The sequence below is a fragment of the Moorena sp. SIO3E8 genome (assembly GCF_010692445.1).
GTDB lineage: Bacteria > Cyanobacteriota > Cyanobacteriia > Cyanobacteriales > Coleofasciculaceae > Moorena > Moorena bouillonii.
Window position 1 is genome coordinate 72,052 of sequence record NZ_JAAHHM010000022.1, and the last position, 16,134, is coordinate 88,185.

Annotated in this window: 11 protein-coding genes; 6 read left to right on the forward strand and 5 right to left on the reverse strand. The window is 43.8% G+C overall.

From position 1 onward, the window contains the following. Positions 1–1,130: 1,130 nt before the first annotated feature. On the reverse strand, positions 1,131–1,277 hold the full coding sequence (locus F6K46_RS12265) for a hypothetical protein (RefSeq protein WP_158069621.1): 147 nt from the start codon (positions 1,275–1,277) through the stop codon (positions 1,131–1,133). Positions 1,278–1,587: 310 nt separating this feature from the next. Between F6K46_RS12265 and F6K46_RS12270 the strand changes: the two genes are divergently transcribed. From F6K46_RS12270 to F6K46_RS12280, 3 genes are all read left to right on the forward strand, one after another. Beyond that, entirely contained in the window at positions 1,588–1,842 is a 255-nt protein-coding gene (locus F6K46_RS12270) for a hypothetical protein (protein WP_075900466.1), read from the forward strand. A gap of 669 nt (positions 1,843–2,511) precedes the next feature. Then, complete coding sequence (locus F6K46_RS12275; protein WP_293058643.1) at positions 2,512–2,814, forward strand: hypothetical protein; 303 nt, start codon at positions 2,512–2,514, stop codon at positions 2,812–2,814. 96 nt (positions 2,815–2,910) lie between these two features. Then, positions 2,911–3,111: a hypothetical protein gene (locus F6K46_RS12280; RefSeq protein WP_293058646.1), complete on the forward strand. Its 201-nt coding sequence runs from the start codon at positions 2,911–2,913 to the stop codon at positions 3,109–3,111. On the opposite strand, the gene F6K46_RS12285 is transcribed toward F6K46_RS12280, so the two are convergent. Beyond that, positions 3,066–9,599, reverse strand: a complete 6,534-nt coding sequence (locus F6K46_RS12285) for a translocation/assembly module TamB domain-containing protein (protein WP_293058649.1) — start codon at positions 9,597–9,599, stop codon at positions 3,066–3,068. The genes F6K46_RS12280 and F6K46_RS12285 overlap by 46 nt on opposite strands. Positions 9,600–10,173: 574 nt before the next feature. Here F6K46_RS12285 and F6K46_RS12290 point away from each other — a divergent pair. Next, entirely contained in the window at positions 10,174–10,821 is a 648-nt protein-coding gene (locus tag F6K46_RS12290) for a DUF3318 domain-containing protein (RefSeq protein ID WP_293025904.1), read from the forward strand. A 403-nt stretch (positions 10,822–11,224) separates the two neighbouring features. Here F6K46_RS12290 and F6K46_RS12295 read toward each other — a convergent pair whose 3' ends face one another. Then, entirely contained in the window at positions 11,225–12,004 is a 780-nt protein-coding gene (locus tag F6K46_RS12295; protein WP_075900492.1) for a 7-carboxy-7-deazaguanine synthase QueE, read from the reverse strand. Positions 12,005–12,119: 115 nt separating this feature from the next. Here F6K46_RS12295 and F6K46_RS12300 point away from each other — a divergent pair, with 115 nt between their 5' ends. Together F6K46_RS12300 and F6K46_RS12305 are read left to right on the forward strand one after the other, a co-directional pair. Then, positions 12,120–13,109 (forward strand): sugar transferase, encoded by a 990-nt coding sequence (locus tag F6K46_RS12300; protein ID WP_293058781.1) that lies wholly within the window; start codon positions 12,120–12,122, stop codon positions 13,107–13,109. A 463-nt stretch (positions 13,110–13,572) separates the two neighbouring features. Then, on the forward strand, positions 13,573–13,971 hold the full coding sequence (locus F6K46_RS12305) for an ATP-binding protein (protein ID WP_293058784.1): 399 nt from the start codon (positions 13,573–13,575) through the stop codon (positions 13,969–13,971). Here the strand turns inward: F6K46_RS12305 and F6K46_RS12310 are convergent. Both F6K46_RS12310 and F6K46_RS12315 read right to left on the reverse strand, forming a co-directional pair. Further along, a complete protein-coding gene (locus tag F6K46_RS12310; RefSeq protein WP_075900494.1) occupies positions 13,968–14,855 on the reverse strand; it encodes a hypothetical protein in 888 nt (295 codons plus the stop codon). The two genes, F6K46_RS12305 and F6K46_RS12310, sit on opposite strands and share 4 nt — an antisense overlap. Positions 14,856–15,081: 226 nt before the next feature. After that, complete coding sequence (locus F6K46_RS12315) at positions 15,082–15,591, reverse strand: hypothetical protein (protein WP_070393514.1); 510 nt, start codon at positions 15,589–15,591, stop codon at positions 15,082–15,084. Between the last annotated feature and the right edge of the window lie 543 nt (positions 15,592–16,134).

Below are 16,134 nucleotides of genomic sequence, written 5' to 3' on the forward strand. Positions count from 1 at the left end.
GCAAGTCTTATACCCATGAGGTACAACTCTCTGGGTTCTAGGGAGCCGGGAGCGGGGAGCGGGGAGCCGGGAGCGGGGAGCCGGGAGCCAGGATAAGGGAAGAGGGCAAAAAAAATGTGTACCTCATAGCTATGACGAACGCTATATATAGATAGGCTGCTTAATAACTTTTGGTATCTTATCGTTATTATTTGAGAAAGTCAACACTTTTTTTGTTTTTTTGTACGAAAATAGTTAGAAAGCAGACATGACAAGGGATATAGCTCTCATTTTTCGTATAAAACACTCCTATTCATTAGGATTAATTTTCATTAATTATTGTTTACAATCAATAAGCTTATGACTAAATTTTACCAGGGTAAGCTCATCTAATTTAGTAAAAAAGGTACTTGACAAAAGTATCAAAACAGTATCCTTTATAGCTATCAAGGGACAAAACTTGTAGGCTCTTCCGGATCTGTGGTTTAAAACGTATTAAAAGGCACAAAATCGAAAATCAACGTGGCTGGAACTGGCGGAATTACCTGACATAAGCTTGTCTTATCACCGCAAAGCCGGAAGAGCCAACTTGTAACATATAGTAATCTTAAATCATTTGTAAAATCACTGGAATTATTAACAATAGTTGCAACTACGGTATTACGTGCCTTCTGCCTTCTGCATCCTGCCTTAAAGCAGCCTGACGGGGTGACAACCAAGCCAGAAGCCTTATGGATTGGCAATTAGAGCGACTTGTGGTCAAAAAAATAATGCTGATGGGGTGACAAGGAAGCTAGAAGGTAGACTGAATCAGAGTCATAGTTCTTTAGTTGCCAAATCAAATCCTACTACTTGTTTGGTTTTAGTAATTTTTATACCTCGCCGTAGGCGACGCTTTAGGCCGTAGGCCTCCGCTGCGCGAACGAGCCCCGCGTGGCCGTAGGCCAAACGCGAACGAAGATAAAAAGCTATTCCTGGCTTTAACCCTAACTGTTGTAACTGAGTCCAAATTTGGCTTTCTTGTTTAATGAAATGATTTTTTTTAGCTCTTCCGTACTTGTTATTTTAACTTAACAATTTGACGAAGGGAGCAGGGAGCAGGGAGCAGTGGAAAGAGGCAGTATTTAGAAATACTTGTTAAGTAAATAGCCTCAGAATCCTGTCTTGATGCAAAGCGCGAGTGGGGGAAACCACGCCAGTTTCTCATGGGGGAGACCACGGCAGTCGCTCATGGGGGAAACCCCCAAGACCGCGCTGCCTCCCCAAGACCGCACTGGCTCCCCAAGACCGCGCTGCATCGCTTGTAGAGTAAGTTTTCTGTTTTTTTTACCTGAAATTTAGCATAGCAGGTACTGAAGAACCAAGAAATTCGATTCTCTGAAAAAAATGCCACGCGCACGCTAACATTTTGATTCTGTAATTTGTTCACGATTCCCGATTCCCGATTCCCGATTCCCGATTCCCTACTCCCTTAAAAAACAATATCCCATTCCATAACCGTACATTTTATTTCAATTACCCCTCCGAAAAAAAATTATAAAACCCCTTGACAAATTTAACTATTATCGTTATGATTATATTTATAAACTTAACAACGAATTGTTAACTATGTCTGACAATTTTCGCCCTAATCCAGAAAACAATCCTGAGGATATCACTCCTAGTAATACTCCTCAGGAACCTTTCCGCAAAAAATACCCCATTAAGCACATTTTGAAAGGCTCTCGCCAGGCAATAAACAACACCATGTATACCCTTTATGCACGGGGTTACGCCCAAATTGACGAATGGAGCCCCCTTCAGGCAACTGAGATTCCTGGGGAATTCATCACGGTAATGACGAAATACTTAACTCTGGGTTAAGGGCTTAAATTTCAGGGGGCTTTGCCCCCTGGCCAAAGGCCAATCACATCGGATCACGTCCGGATGGGTTTACAAAGTTGAGACATAAGTAACAATTCGTAGCCGTGGAACATAGTTCTGCGGCTACTTTTTTTTGGTTAGCAGGTTTAAGGTTATGAGGTTGAAGGTTAGATGGTTGAAGGTTAGATGGTTGAAGGTTAGATGGTTGAAGGTTAGATGGTTGAAGGTTATTTGGTTGAAGGTTAGATGGTTGAAGGTTATTTGGTTGAAGGTTAGATGGTTGAAGGTTATCAGCTATCAGCTATCAGTTCGTAGGGTGCGTTAGGGGCGGGCGAGCCTTAATTTTTCCCCTCTTCGCGCCTTGTTGAAACAGCCCGCACCGTAACGCACCACGGGCAAGATGCCCGTTCCACCCACCAGGTCAAACAGCTTTAATGATATGCACCCGCTTCGGAGCAGGAAACAGAGAACAACAATTATCAAAATTTATTTACGTAACCTAGATCTCTTTATATTTTTTCCAAGTTGTGCAACAATCTATCTTTGAAACTATAATCTAGCGTTTCCTAGTCTAGTCAGGTAAATCTAAATTTTATTCCCGATTCCCGATTCCCGATTCCCGATTCCCGATTCCCGATTCCCGATTCTCTCCAATAACAACTTTCAAAAATGATAAAATACATCACTACTTTATTGCTGTTGCTAACATTATCCTTTGCCTTTGCTCCTCCCGCTGTTGCTTTCTCCTACTGCCGCACTAAGAATAACAACCGGATTTGTATCCTTAGCATCAAGCGGAGTGCTAAGTATCTATGGGAATATCGAGCATCAGTTAGTGTCAATGGCGTTGCTACTCCTATAGAAATATATAATTGTCGCAATCGGATTAGAGTTAAGAAAGACAGAACTGTTGTACTATTTCAACACAATGGTCCAGGGGAACTTATCTGTAGTTTTTTTAAAAATAGATAGTATAAGAAAGGGAGCAGGGAGCAGGGAGTAGGGAGCAGGGAATAGGGAACAGGGAACAGGGAACAGTGATAATAGCTGACTATTTCAGAACTGAAATTGATTGTTATAGTAGTCGAAGGAAAGGTTAAGATATCTTTCGACTCCCTACTCCCTACTCCCTACTCCCTACTCCCTACTCCCTACTCCCTACTCCCTACTCCCTACTCCCTACTCCCTACTCCCTACTCCCTACTCCCGACTCCCTTAGCTAATCAAAATTGCAATTTATATCTAACTTGTACCTCATTAAACACGTAGTCGTAACTCAATTCAACTGAGGAAGTTTCGCCCAAATCATAAACGGCATCGAAGGTTGGGTAAACCTGTAAATCAGCTAAACCGATGGATCTCCCGACATTACTGACTTTTTCTTCAACAGTAAATAAAATATCTTTGATAATTGGTCGAAGAACATACTGAGTAATCACTAACTCAGCTATTTCTCGTTCGTTGCTGTTAGCGATAGTTTCAAATTGGGTAATAAAACTGTTACCGAGCAGAGCGATAATTCCACTTTCACTCCGGGGAGGAGTACTGGTTAAGGTGACAATGGGAGAAAATAGAAACGCCTTGTCTTCACTATTAGCTATAGCTTCGCCATAAACACATTCAGCAAGCTGTTGGAATTGTTGCCGAGACAAGATGGTTGTTTTTGAACCAAGTTTAGCTAGTCCACTATCTTGTCCACTAGTAACAATTTGTTGATCAGCACAATAATCTTTCTCTCCTCCTAGGGCAAGGATTTGACTAGTTTGACCTTTGATGGCGAGGGTTATCTTCACTTGGTCGGGTCGAGAAGAACGCAAGACATTTTCAAGGATTTCGTTATCAATCCGTCTTTGACGTAAGGCACCAGAAGGCTCAAACGCTATGGTGTTAAACTTAAGATCTAAATTGGGATTGAGTAATCCCTGTTCTGGTACAAATACAATGGTGTTATTGTACCGCCTGTCTGCAACAAATTCGGTTTCTAATACATCAACTTCCCCACGTCCTAGCTTAATTGTTCCCAATCCTTTTAAGTTTTGGAGATTGCCATTGATAGGACCGTTGAGGGTTAAATCACCAGCTAGTCGAAAATCATATAGGGGAAACTGTTGGACTCTTAACTCATTTACCAAATTTACCTGAAAGTTATTTAACCTAGGCACAAACAGATTATTGATTCTACTACGTACTAATGAGGGAGTCTGATTAGACCTATTCTTAACAGTTTTTTCGTCACTTGTTTGGGTTTTGGTTTCCTGTATTTTGGGGATAAAAGCTTGCCCATTGTCTAAGTTAATGTTTCCTCCAATAACTGGACGCAATGCTGAACCAGTAATCACGACATTACCGGCTACTCCCCCTTCATATAGCCCTGCTAACTTTAGGTTATCTTTAGGAATTTTCAGGGTTAGGGGATTGGAGTAATTTGTTGTATTCGACGCTATCCTATTTGACACTATCGGCAATTTCCCAGACAGGGAGAATCCAATCCCTGCTAGGTCACCTTCGAGAGTTTTTTGACCTTCTTTATCTGGATAGTTTACTACTTCCAAGCGTTGCTGATCTAACTTAACCTTGCCTACAACATTGAGAGTAAAGTCATCCTCCAGGAGCTTGGTTTTGATAGTACCATTCTGGATATTAACCTCAGATGTTCCTGATAAGTCTTTAATTTTGATACTATCTGCTAACTCCAAACGTCCACTAACATCCAGTTCTATATCAGCTGTTCTATCCTCTCCATTCACCCATGCCACTTGTTCTTGAGTCACTACACTAAGGAGTGCCATGGCTGGAGTTGCCAGCTTGAGGTTGATATCTATGCGATCGCTATTGGGTTTGGGGGGAAAGGGGACGTTACCAGACAGTTGTAGATAATCTGGTTTGTTGGTATCAAAGTCAAGACGAGAATCAACATAGTCGAAAGTCACCTCAATATCATCTAGAGAGGTATCATTGACAGTGCCATCTACAACAGCGACTTGGCCATTGGTAACTTCGGGATTGGTGAGACTACCCCCCAGCTCGCCTTTGGCATTTAAGTTACCTGCAATCTCAAAGGGAATAGTGACAAAATTGCTTGCTAAGTTGCTAACGGTCTCTAGAGATAAATTCTGGAGGAGGAAGTCTCCTGAGTTGGTTTCTTGGGCAAGCTTTCCTTGAAATGCTAAGACTGTTTCGCCCAATTCCATTCGGGCTGGCTGCACAGTAATTAGACCTTGGTCGTAACTTCCTTTAGCAACCAATTGGTTGATCACAATAACTTGATTGGGGGAATTAGCATACCACTGCCAGTTGTTGCCCTCGACATTAAAATTGACTTTAGGATTAGTCAAGATACCAGCAACAGCAATTTCCCCAGTATACTTACCTCGAATATCAAAATTAGTGAGGAGTGTATTAGGATCGAATTGGTTAGCGACAGCGTCGTCTTGGGCATTAATTTTAGCAAACCGTTGTAGGAGAGTAGCTAGGGAGCCTGCTGGTATAGTAGGGAATGGTCGTAATTGGTCAGCTTTGCCAGATTTATTGTTGCCAATGTTATCACTAGAGGAATTAGTAGTAGAGGAATTAGTAGTTTGGAATCTTTGGACGATGTCGATAATATCAACACGTTTGACAATAGTCAGGATGTCTTCAATATAGGCTTCTGGAATAGTAAGCTTGCCGTTTATTTCTTGAGACTTGAGATTAAATCGACCATTTTTGAATAAATATCGACTGTTACCCAAGATTAAAGCAGCTGATGCGATCTGGGCAATGTCATCTTGATAGGAGAAGTTAGCACTAACTTGTTTAGCGTTGATTTCTCCTACAGCAAGTTGCTTAATGTCGATAGTATTACGACCAGAAGTTTCTAGGGTGAAAAGATTCAGGTTTGCTTGCCCTGTTACGTCACCTTCTAATCTACCGGGAATACCATAGTTTAAACCAGGAGTGAGATTAAGGATAGCTAGGGATAAATTCTTGATCTGAGCCCTTAAGTTATCTCCCCGGCGTACTCCTGTGATCAGAATCGGGAATTTTGACCCTTTTCCCTGTTGGAGTGTAAAGGATGCGGGCAGGTAGGGAGCAAGACAGTCTTCTCTAGTACAGGGTTGGAGGCGAGTTGCGATCGCATCTTTCTTTCCTCGTAAATCTATGGCTAATTCTTGTCCTGGCGCAACGGTTACTGGCCCAGCTAACACTGGCTCAAAGGTTAAGTCGTTAACCTTCAAATTCGATAGCTGTAGATTCCCCGTCAGATTCAAATTCCCAGGTAGAAAGGGGGCTGAGAGTAAATTTTTTCCTTGGATGCGACCGTTCAAGTCAGCTTGACCGTTGACCTGAATTTGATACCCTGGGGAAATTTGCTCCAAAGGTAACCGACTCAATAGCAGGTTATAGGGTAATCTACTGAGATCAGAATCAACCTCTAGGTTTAGATCAGTGCCCATCTCCCATGGCATCTGACTAGGATTAGTTTTGGTGAGATGGGACAGTAGGATTACTCCTTTAGCATTAAAGGATTGTTTTGGCAACTGTAGCGATAAAGTATTTGCTTTGATGGTAGCAATAGCACCAGGATTGAGCAAGGGATTGAGGTTTCCGGATAAATTCAGTTGACTGTTCAGCGGTCCTAGCTCTAGTTTTTGGTTACCCAGCTGCGGTAATAACTGACTAACCAGTAAGGAGGAATCAAGATTAGTAGTATTGATGGCAGCTTGCCATAGACCGTTGCTGAGGGTGCTATTTAGGTTAAGTTTCCCTTGGGCTATTACTCCGTTAAGGTCTGCTTGTAGGTCAGTCTGATTCAGTATAGTTGGGGGGTCTAGGGTGTTAAGTCGGCTCTTTAACTTAACTTTCCCCCCGATTTGGGTGTCGATAGAGCTTGGAAAGTTAGCCAACGCCATTTGGGATGCGATTTCCCCTACATCCAGGCTGTTTGCGATCGCATCCGCAGTCAGCACCCCAGAGCTTAACTGACCGATAGCATTAACGTCACCACCACCTACACCTAGGTTTCCATCAAAGCTAGCCTGAATTGGCTTGAGTAGGTCGAGGTTAAATGACGAGCCGAAAGCCAGTAGAGACTCTAAAGAACTAGAAAGCTTAGCGTTACCTGACTTGAGAGCTATCGGTAGAGTTAGATTAGGAATACTATTACTCAAGTTAATTTGACCAGCTAATGCATTAACATCTAGATTTCCTGAATTTAACTGGCCTTTCGCCTTAACTTGACCATCAGCCACCCCTAAGTTTCCCTGAAAATTGGCCTTAATAGTATTGAGGCTGTTGAAGTCCTGATTCAAGCCAGAAGCGAGCAGAGATGCCAGGCTTCCGGAAAGATTAAGCTGACCTGACTGTAGCGCTACTGGTATGGTCAAATTAGGAACTAAGGGATTGAGCTTAATTTGACCAGCTAATGCATTGACATCTAGATTTCCTGAATTTAACTGGCCTTTCGCATTAACTTGACCATCAGCCACCCCTAAGTTTCCCTGAAAATTGGCCTTAATAGTATTGAGGCTGTTGAAGTCCTGATTCAAGACAGAGGCTAGCAGAGATGCCAGGGTTACGGAAAGATTAAGTTGACCTGACTGTAACGCTACTGGTATGGTCAACTTGGGAACTAAGGGATTGAGCTTAATTTGACCAGCTAATGCATTAACATCCAGATTCCCTGAATTTAACTGACCTGTCGCATTCACCTTACCCCCACCCACCCCGAGCAACCCATTAAAATTGCCATCAATAGTATTCATCAGGCTATTGAGGTTGGGAGTTGAGCTAGAGGAGAGCAGAGACTCCAGGGAACCAGAAAGGTTGATTTTGCCAGAATCTAAACCAATCGGTAAACCTAACTTGGGCACTACCTTATTCAGTTGAATTTTAGAGGCTCTGGCCTCCAATTCCACCATGCCTCGATTTACCTGACCTGTAGCCTTAACCTTACCCCCTTCTACCCCCACCTGCATATCTCCGGTTGCCTCAATAGATTTAGGAGAAAAGGATTTGAGACTACCAGAGAGGTTGATTTTACCTGTGGTCAACTGTCCCGACAGGGGTAAGAAGGGGTCTAGAGGCACAGCGTTAGCCACTACAGTAGCTTCCCACTTACTGGTTTTAAGGTTTCCTGTACCCGTGGCAGTAATTGTCCCTTTACCGACCTTGACCTGGGTGTTACGCAGCAAAATATTCTGATTGAGCAACAGGAGTTCTCCAGCACCAGAAACCCCGATATCCTTTGAAGATGAAGTGGATAGGGCTGGTGCTTCCCAAATTAGACTCCCTTGGGGGTTTTGAGTGTTTCCTCTAATGGTAGCTTGGGCGTTAAGCTTGCCCAGGGTAATCTGAGATGGCAGCTTATAGGGAGATGCAATCGCATCCACCGGAAGGGCAGCGATAAAATCGAACGCTAGGGGCATTCCCTGAGGTTTAGTTTCCCCTTGCTGGTCACTAGCCAGTCTTACTTGACCACGCCCAGTAATTTTCCCACCGGCCTCAGGTCTTACTAAGAAATCCGTCAAGACCACTTGGGAAAAATTCCCAGCGAAGTCAGCCTGAATCTGAGCCAACTTAACCTTGTCGATAGTGGTCACTTTAGTATTCCTTAGTTTGCCAGTCACCTCTGGCATGTCAATCGGACCGGTAATCGATAAGTCTGCTGCCATTTCCCCATCTACTGGCACTGGGGATTTCACCGGAACAGTTTTCAGCAGTTTCGCCAAGCTAAAGGGCGTGACCTCAACATTCAGGTCAAACCCTTTTTTCCAACCAACTTCACCAGATACCAACGCCTCAAGTGCGCCATAACTCCCCTGAGTTTTTTCCAAGCGCACCAGGTCTCCCTGGAAGCGCAGTCTAGCGCTAGCCTTCACCGGTTCCTTCAACGGGTTGACTTGCACCTGAATCCCTTTAAATTCCGCCTTACCCTTAACATCAGGGATTTCCTTCACCGAAGGCAGGGAAATATTGAGTTTGGCATCTAATTCACCAGATTGGAGATTAGCTGGGATATTGGGAATAACCGCTTTGATTAATGGCATCAGCTCCGCCAATGCCAAGTTTTGGACGTTGACCCTAGCTTGAGTTTGCCCAGTTGTCAGCAATGTGTTTCCCTTCAGTTTGGTCTTACCCTCAGCAATAGCCGTTGTGATGTTATACCTGAGACGCTTATTGTTGTCGGATAACCCAGCAGTAGCATCAAGTCTGACTTTGAATGGATTAGTCTGACCATAGGGTAAGAGGGCAATTTTACCATTCCAAACCCGCACCTTAGCATCAAAATCAATCGGAGGAGAGAAGGAATTATCGAAATTCAAGTCTTTTAAATTAATCCATTCCCCATTCGCCTCTTGTTGGGCATACACATCCACATGTACCAAGTTAATGGTGACAGGCAAAGGGCGTTTTAGAAGCAAAGGCAAGGGATTAAAACCTACTTTGATCTTTTTGATAGCCACATGGTCAGGGTCAGTGGTGGTAGCTGGGATAGAGGATGCTCCCAACTCTAGGCTAGTCAGGTATAGGGCTTTCAGTTGTCCAACCCGTACATCTCGCTGGATAACCTTACTCAGTTCAGTTTCAATCCAGCCAGGTAAGTTTTGGTATAGCCACATCCTAACCCCAAAATATCCCACCAGACCAATGGTCAGGGAGATCATGGCAAAGGTAATAGTAGAGGGGCGTTTTCCCCATTGCAGTACAGTGGCTACAGCACTCCGGCTTTGATTTCCCTTTGGTTCAGGGGGAGGATTTTGGGAAGGCTTGGTCATATCCGAATATCAGGATGATTAGAGGATTTGCTGAAAATTATTCCAGATCAGCTGCAATATATTCCGGAAATTGACTGATACAGGGTAGCTAAAATTTTATAGGAATCTGAAGATAGGGTGATCGGCTAATGGGGAGAATTTATGATGGGTTAATCGGGTTTTTGAGCTGCTAGCCCTGAAACGCTACTATAAATTTAAATACAGAAACGCAAGACCATGCGATCGCGCTTAGTGCCCAGTAGTACCCTTAGGGATTAGGTAAGCTATCAGCTATCAGCTATCAGCTATCAGCTATCAGCTATCAGCTATCAGCTATCAGCTATCAGCTATCAGCTAATGGGTCACAGGCTAGAAGCCTGTGCCACGCTACTAGATCGGTACTTTTGAATAAAATAACCTGACGGCTGACGGCTGACGGCTGACGGGATTAGTTTGACGTACTACTGATGATTGGGTTCCTCGAAGTTCACTCTCGTCGAGTACACAACATCTTAAACTTGGGTAAATCGAATCGGTAGATAGTGTCCGGTCAAACACATCTCAATTTGAAAAAGTTTTTTCTAGGAGGATATGAATGACATCCTATGCAGCCTCTTCTGCTAGAGCAGAAATGAGTGAACTCCGACGACTAAAAACGTTACTACCACCAGAGCTACAAAGCTGGGTGATGGTGGAAGGGTCCACAGAAGTCAATCCCCCCTTGGTTCGTTGTGAAGAACTGGGTTCAGACGAGGTGGAAATTCAAATTGACCTAACTAAATGGGAGCAGCTCGCCCTTGACCAGCGTAACCTCCTGTTTTGGCATGAAGTTGCCCGGATTCAAAATGACACAATTCCTAAAGAAGGCTGGGAAATGGCAGCCCTAGCCATTGGTTTAGGGGGTGCTGTCGGGGAACTGTGGGTACAAGATGGCTTACTGCTGCTGTTGGCCTTAGCCCTATGCGGAGTCTCAGGTTGGCGACTGTATCAAAAAAACAATGGGGAGAAAAACCTCAAATATGCCATCGAAGCTGACGAAAAAGCGATCGCACTTGCCACTCGCTTCGGCTATACCCTACCCAATGCCTACAAGAGTCTAGGCAGTGCCTTGAAAACCTTAATTGAAATTACCCCTAGTCGTCGTCTACGGCGCAGATACGAAGACCGGCTCTCTGCTCTCAAACGCAGTGCTGCTAAAGCCAAAGCCCAAGCCCAAGCCAAGCGAGAAGGCACAACAATGTAGTGTGATGTCTAGGCAAGACTTAACTGTTGGTTGATGGTTGATGGTTGATGGTTGATGGTTAACTGTTGATTGTTAACTGTTGTTTGTTCACCTTCAACCAAATAACCTTCAACCCAAATAACCTACCCAAAGGGAACGCCAAAGGCGAACAACATTTTAGAATTAAGAATTAAGAATTAAGAATTTAGAATTCTACATTCTGCATTCTTCATTCTACATTCTGCATTCTGACAAACAACCTACCCAAAGGGAACCCCAAAGGCGAACAACCTTCAACCAAATAACCTTCAACCAAAGAATTTTCAACCAAATAACCTTCAACCAAATAACCTTCAACCAAATAACCTTTAACCAAATAACCTTTAACCAAATAACCTTTAACCAAATAACCTTCAACAAACCCCTAAAGCTGACCGATCATTTTATGGGTCTGAGGGAGCACCCGTACCTGCTTAAGAAAAAGCTTCATTAAAGCCTGCCAAGCCAGAACCTGCTCCGGAGTAGGAGCAACTATTGGTTGCCCAGACCCCTCCACCGGAGTCACTGGTTGCAGAAATACTGGAATTTCCGGGCTAACCGCTGCTACCAAATCGGCAGATTGTTCCAACTCCGTGGGGTCAGTGTGGCAATCAATAATTAACTTGACAAATACCTCCACTGATGAATTGTGGCACAGCTTGAGAAATTCCTTGTGAGCAGCCCATCTGTTCTCTCCACTCACACTGGGCAACTTGATATCCATACCCACTGAGTCCAAATAGGGCAAAACCATTGCCATTTCTTGAGGACGATGACCGCCAGTTTCTAGGTAAATGGGCAATCCAGTTAACTGTCGTAGCTCAGGCAGAAATTCCACCAGAAAAGGAGTATGAAGTAATGGTTCACCCCCAGTCAGGCTAATGCTATCGTGCAATCGATGTTTATTTTGTCTGTTAACCCATTTCAGTAGCGATCGCAGGGGGACTGGATTTGGATAAGTTTCAAAATCACGCTTACCGGGAGTCTGTTCCACCTGACATTGAGGAGGGACAGTCCAGGTATGGAAACTGTCACAGAAATGACATCTGAGATCACATAGGGCAAACCGGATAAAGATCTGACGAGTGCCAACATTTAGCCCTTCTCCTTGAATCGCAGAAAAAACTTCGATCAGGCGGGCAGTTGCTTGATTCCCACAGAGCATATTCACATTTTAAAAGATTTCATGATATATGACTAAATTTTTGCCGAATCGTAACGTTCTAGGACAAAATAATGGTCAAGACTATAGGTTAGAATCTAGCGGTTTTTCTTTTATGATGGTTGATTCAGTCAAGAACCACAATTTCCAGGTAATCTTTTCACAAGATGCTCCCGTGGTGGAATTACCTACTCGTGTAAGTGTACTAGAAGCTGTGGAGTTTAAGCAACTATTTCAGCAGCTTCTCCAAAAAATTCCTCTACCTGAAACAATCATCTTTGATTTTCACCAGACTACTTTTATCGATAGCAGTGGTATCGGTGCATTAGTGAGTAATCACAAAAGCGCCCTAGAACAAGGGGTTAAAACGTTGCTTAAAAATGTCACTCCCCAAGTCATGTCTGTATTGGTCATGACAGGACTAGACCAAAGGTTAGCTATAGAAGCATCAGATCATAATACCACACGAAACACCAACAAATCAGTAAATCACTTACCAACAACCCATCCCTCAGTTAGATCTCCGGTGAAGCGATTAATCGATATTGTCGGTGCAATCGTGGGTTTGGGCATTACTGCTGTTTTGTTTATTCCTATTGCCCTTGCTATTAAGCTAGATAGCCCTGGTCCGATTTTTTTTGATCAAATCCGTTGTGGTTGGATGGGAAAGCGGTTTCGGATCTGGAAATTTCGCTCCATGTGTGCTAACGCTGAACAGCTAAAAAAGAAAGTTAAAAATCAAGCTGATGGCAAAGTTTTTAAAAATGAAAATGACCCCAGAATCACCAGAGTGGGTCATTTTTTACGGAAAACCAGCTTAGATGAACTGCCTCAGTTCTGGAATGTTCTGAAAGGAGAGATGAGTTTAGTAGGGACAAGACCACCAACAGTCAATGAAGTAGAAATATATGAGGTTCCGGAGTGGCAACGTTTAAACGTAAAACCGGGTATCACTGGTGAGTGGCAAGTTAATGGACGCTCAAAAATCCGTAGTTTTGAAGATATCATTCAAATGGACTTAAAATACCAACATCACTGGAGCTTAGCCCATGATATCAGACTTATCTTCAAAACTATCCTGGTAGTGCTTCGTAAAGATGGAATGTAGTTTTATGGTTAGATGAGTTTGGAACCCGCACTTTCGCCCCTAGTGGCGAAGGTGATGGTAGTTGATCAAATGCCAGCCTAGCTTACCTTGGAACCGAAAACTAAATGTTCACGAATAGATGACAATAGACCTCTTGGCAAAGTATTTGTCTGATCTTGTCTTTCTCAATTATTGTCCGCTGATCCGAAGTTACCTTGTCCGCAGTTCCCGTAAACTGCGGCGAAGTCTAATGCCATAGACCGTGTAAACACCAGAATTTTTCAAAGTACCATCAAACTCGATCAATTTAGGCTAATATAGTGGTTCCCACTAGACCGATCTGCATCGACTAGATCATCGGAACCTCCGTGTTGCAGAAGAGTCATTGTTGTTTTTCTCTTACAAAATAGTGGTGCTTATTAATAAAACCTGGAAACTCAGTCGGTTGATGTGCAATGGCAAACCGCTTCGAGCATCTCGTCTAATGGTCCAAACAGACTTGAGTGAAGTTAAAGATGTATTACAGTGGTTTGAAGAATTCACTTCTGACCCACTGCCTCAGGAATTTTGGCAACAGTGTCAAATTGCTTTGGTGGAAGGCTTTACTAATGTAGTACGCCATGCTCATCGACATTTACCTAACACTACAGTAATAGAGCTGGAGCTAAAGTTATTTACTGACGGATTAGAAATGCGGCTTTGGGACTATGGACACCCCTTTGATTTCCAATCCAAGCTGGAATACCTCTACCAAGAGGACTATGACCCTTTAGAAAAAGAAGGAGGTAGAGGGTTGATGTTTATGAATCAGCTGACAGACGAAGTTTCTTACCAACGTCTGTCTGACCAACGTAATTGCCTACTAATGCGTAAATGGTGCTAGATTTCCGCTGCGGCGCGTTCAATTAAGCTACGCGCCAGACTTTGAATGCCAGTGTGTTCGTAATAGTTAGTAGACATATCCAGAAAAGCGGCGAGATAGTCTAACTTGTCATCAGAAAACTCAATAAAACTTTGCAAATTATTAGCGATTTGTTCTGGGGTCACACCTCGGTCAGTAACGAAATCACTCATCCATCCCTTCACCGATTCAAAGCTTTGACCAATAAAGCTGAGCTTGCTCTGGGAATCATCCCCAGGAATCGCATCCTGAATACCTTTGAAACTGCCACTGTGTTCCAACTCGTTGGGAGTTAGACGCTCTAGAGTTGACTGTACTCCCATGATAAAGTCAGGACCAAGGGGAATCAGGCCATCAAAACAAACCAGTGCTGCCATACGCATTATAGATGCGCCACCATAGTCACCTAAGGCAGCTACAAAGTCACCAATGCTATCTCCAGGCAGACCATTAATTTGGCAAAAGCCGATCAATTCCCCTACCACTTTGATCGACAGATCAATGGTTTGGGCTTTGTCAGCTTTCGGAGTCAAGCTGTTCAAGAAACCCAACAAGGGAATTTTTTCACCAACCTTGTTCGCTAAAGCTGCTGCCCCCAACGCGGTACCAGTGCTATCAATGGTTTGGTAAATCCACAGCGCTCTTTGGTAGCCCTGGGAGCGGTCATTGAACAGATAGACGGCGCGATCGCCAATTTCCTGAATTACCTCTTCGTCTTCTTCACCAGTGATGGCACGAATGGTATTTTCAAATCCCACTAAATTTTCCCACTCTCCAGGCACAACAAAGTCTAGAGACTTCAGCGCCGAGATGGTCAGGTTCTTGGTTGGCAGATCATCAACGATTTCATAAATTGCTTTGCTCACACTCAGACTCCTTTACAATCTGATACTTTCGAGTCATTAGTCCTTGGTCATTAGTCCTTGGTTATTAGTCCTGAGTGACCAACACCGAGTCTGATCGTAGCTACTGATGGTAGTTACTGATAACTAATGACTGATGACTAATGACCTACTTACTTGTGATTCTTATGATTCTTGTGATTGAGGATGGTTATTCCCCATTCACCTTTTTTCTTGTAGCATTTATTTCCTAAAGTCGGGAAAGACCACTGAGGTTAAATTTTGCTAACCAGGCTTTGCGATCGCTAGCGGTAAACGACTTATCTCGGGATTGGATCTTTACTTGGTAGCGCTTACCGACCAAAATAGCGGTTTGAGTTGAACCAATTTCCCGGGCTGGATAACCAGCAATGGTTTGACCACTTTGCTGATATTTGGCAGCAGTGGTAGGAGTGCTGCTGGTATCAGAAATTGAGAGAACTGCCACCTCAGTGCCATCTTTCTTCAACTTGGCTTGAGCAAAGCCTTTTTTCTCCTGGGTATAGACTCGTTGATAACCGCCGCCTGATGGTGGGAAAAACTTGTTGAATTGAGACCCTTGAGTGGCATTCTTGGTAACAGCCTGACCACTTCTAGCCTGGCTGCTGGCCTGTTGTGCCTGGTCAAAACGAGAGGGCGCTTTTTGAGCGCAGGATGTTACCAGCAATACTATGCTGAGTAACATGGTCGCTAAAATTGCCTTTACACGAGACATGGTCATCGTTTTCTCCTTGAATGATGTATGCTGCTTATTTAGCGAGACTATCTAGGGGAAACCTTACCAAAGCTATCTACAGGTGCGCGCCCGTTCGCGCCCCGGGTCGGCTTTGCCGATAAGCCGCGACCCAAGGCCGGGTTCCCTAGCCATTGGAAAGCGCGCAAAGAGCGAATTTAATTCTTAACGCGGAAAGCGCACCTAATCCGGAAAGCGCACTTAACAAAGATTTCCCAAGTGCCCCATGGCTTGGTCAAATAGGTAACCAGTAACAATATCCCACTCTAGGCATAAAACCACTACCCCCTTCTGGTCTTGAGCAACTGGTCACAACGTTCTGCCAAGGTGTACTCCCTGCTTTGTAGACGAAGTCCAAAGCTGAAACACCTGCCAAAGCCATCCTAGAAAATTGTAGTCAATACTTTGCAAAATGGGGAATAGGGAATAGGGAATAGGGAATAGGGAATAGGGAGCAGCGGATCTGGGCATAGGGAACAGCGGATCTGGGCATAGTTATAGCGCTACGCTTAGCGTCAGAAGTTATAAGTC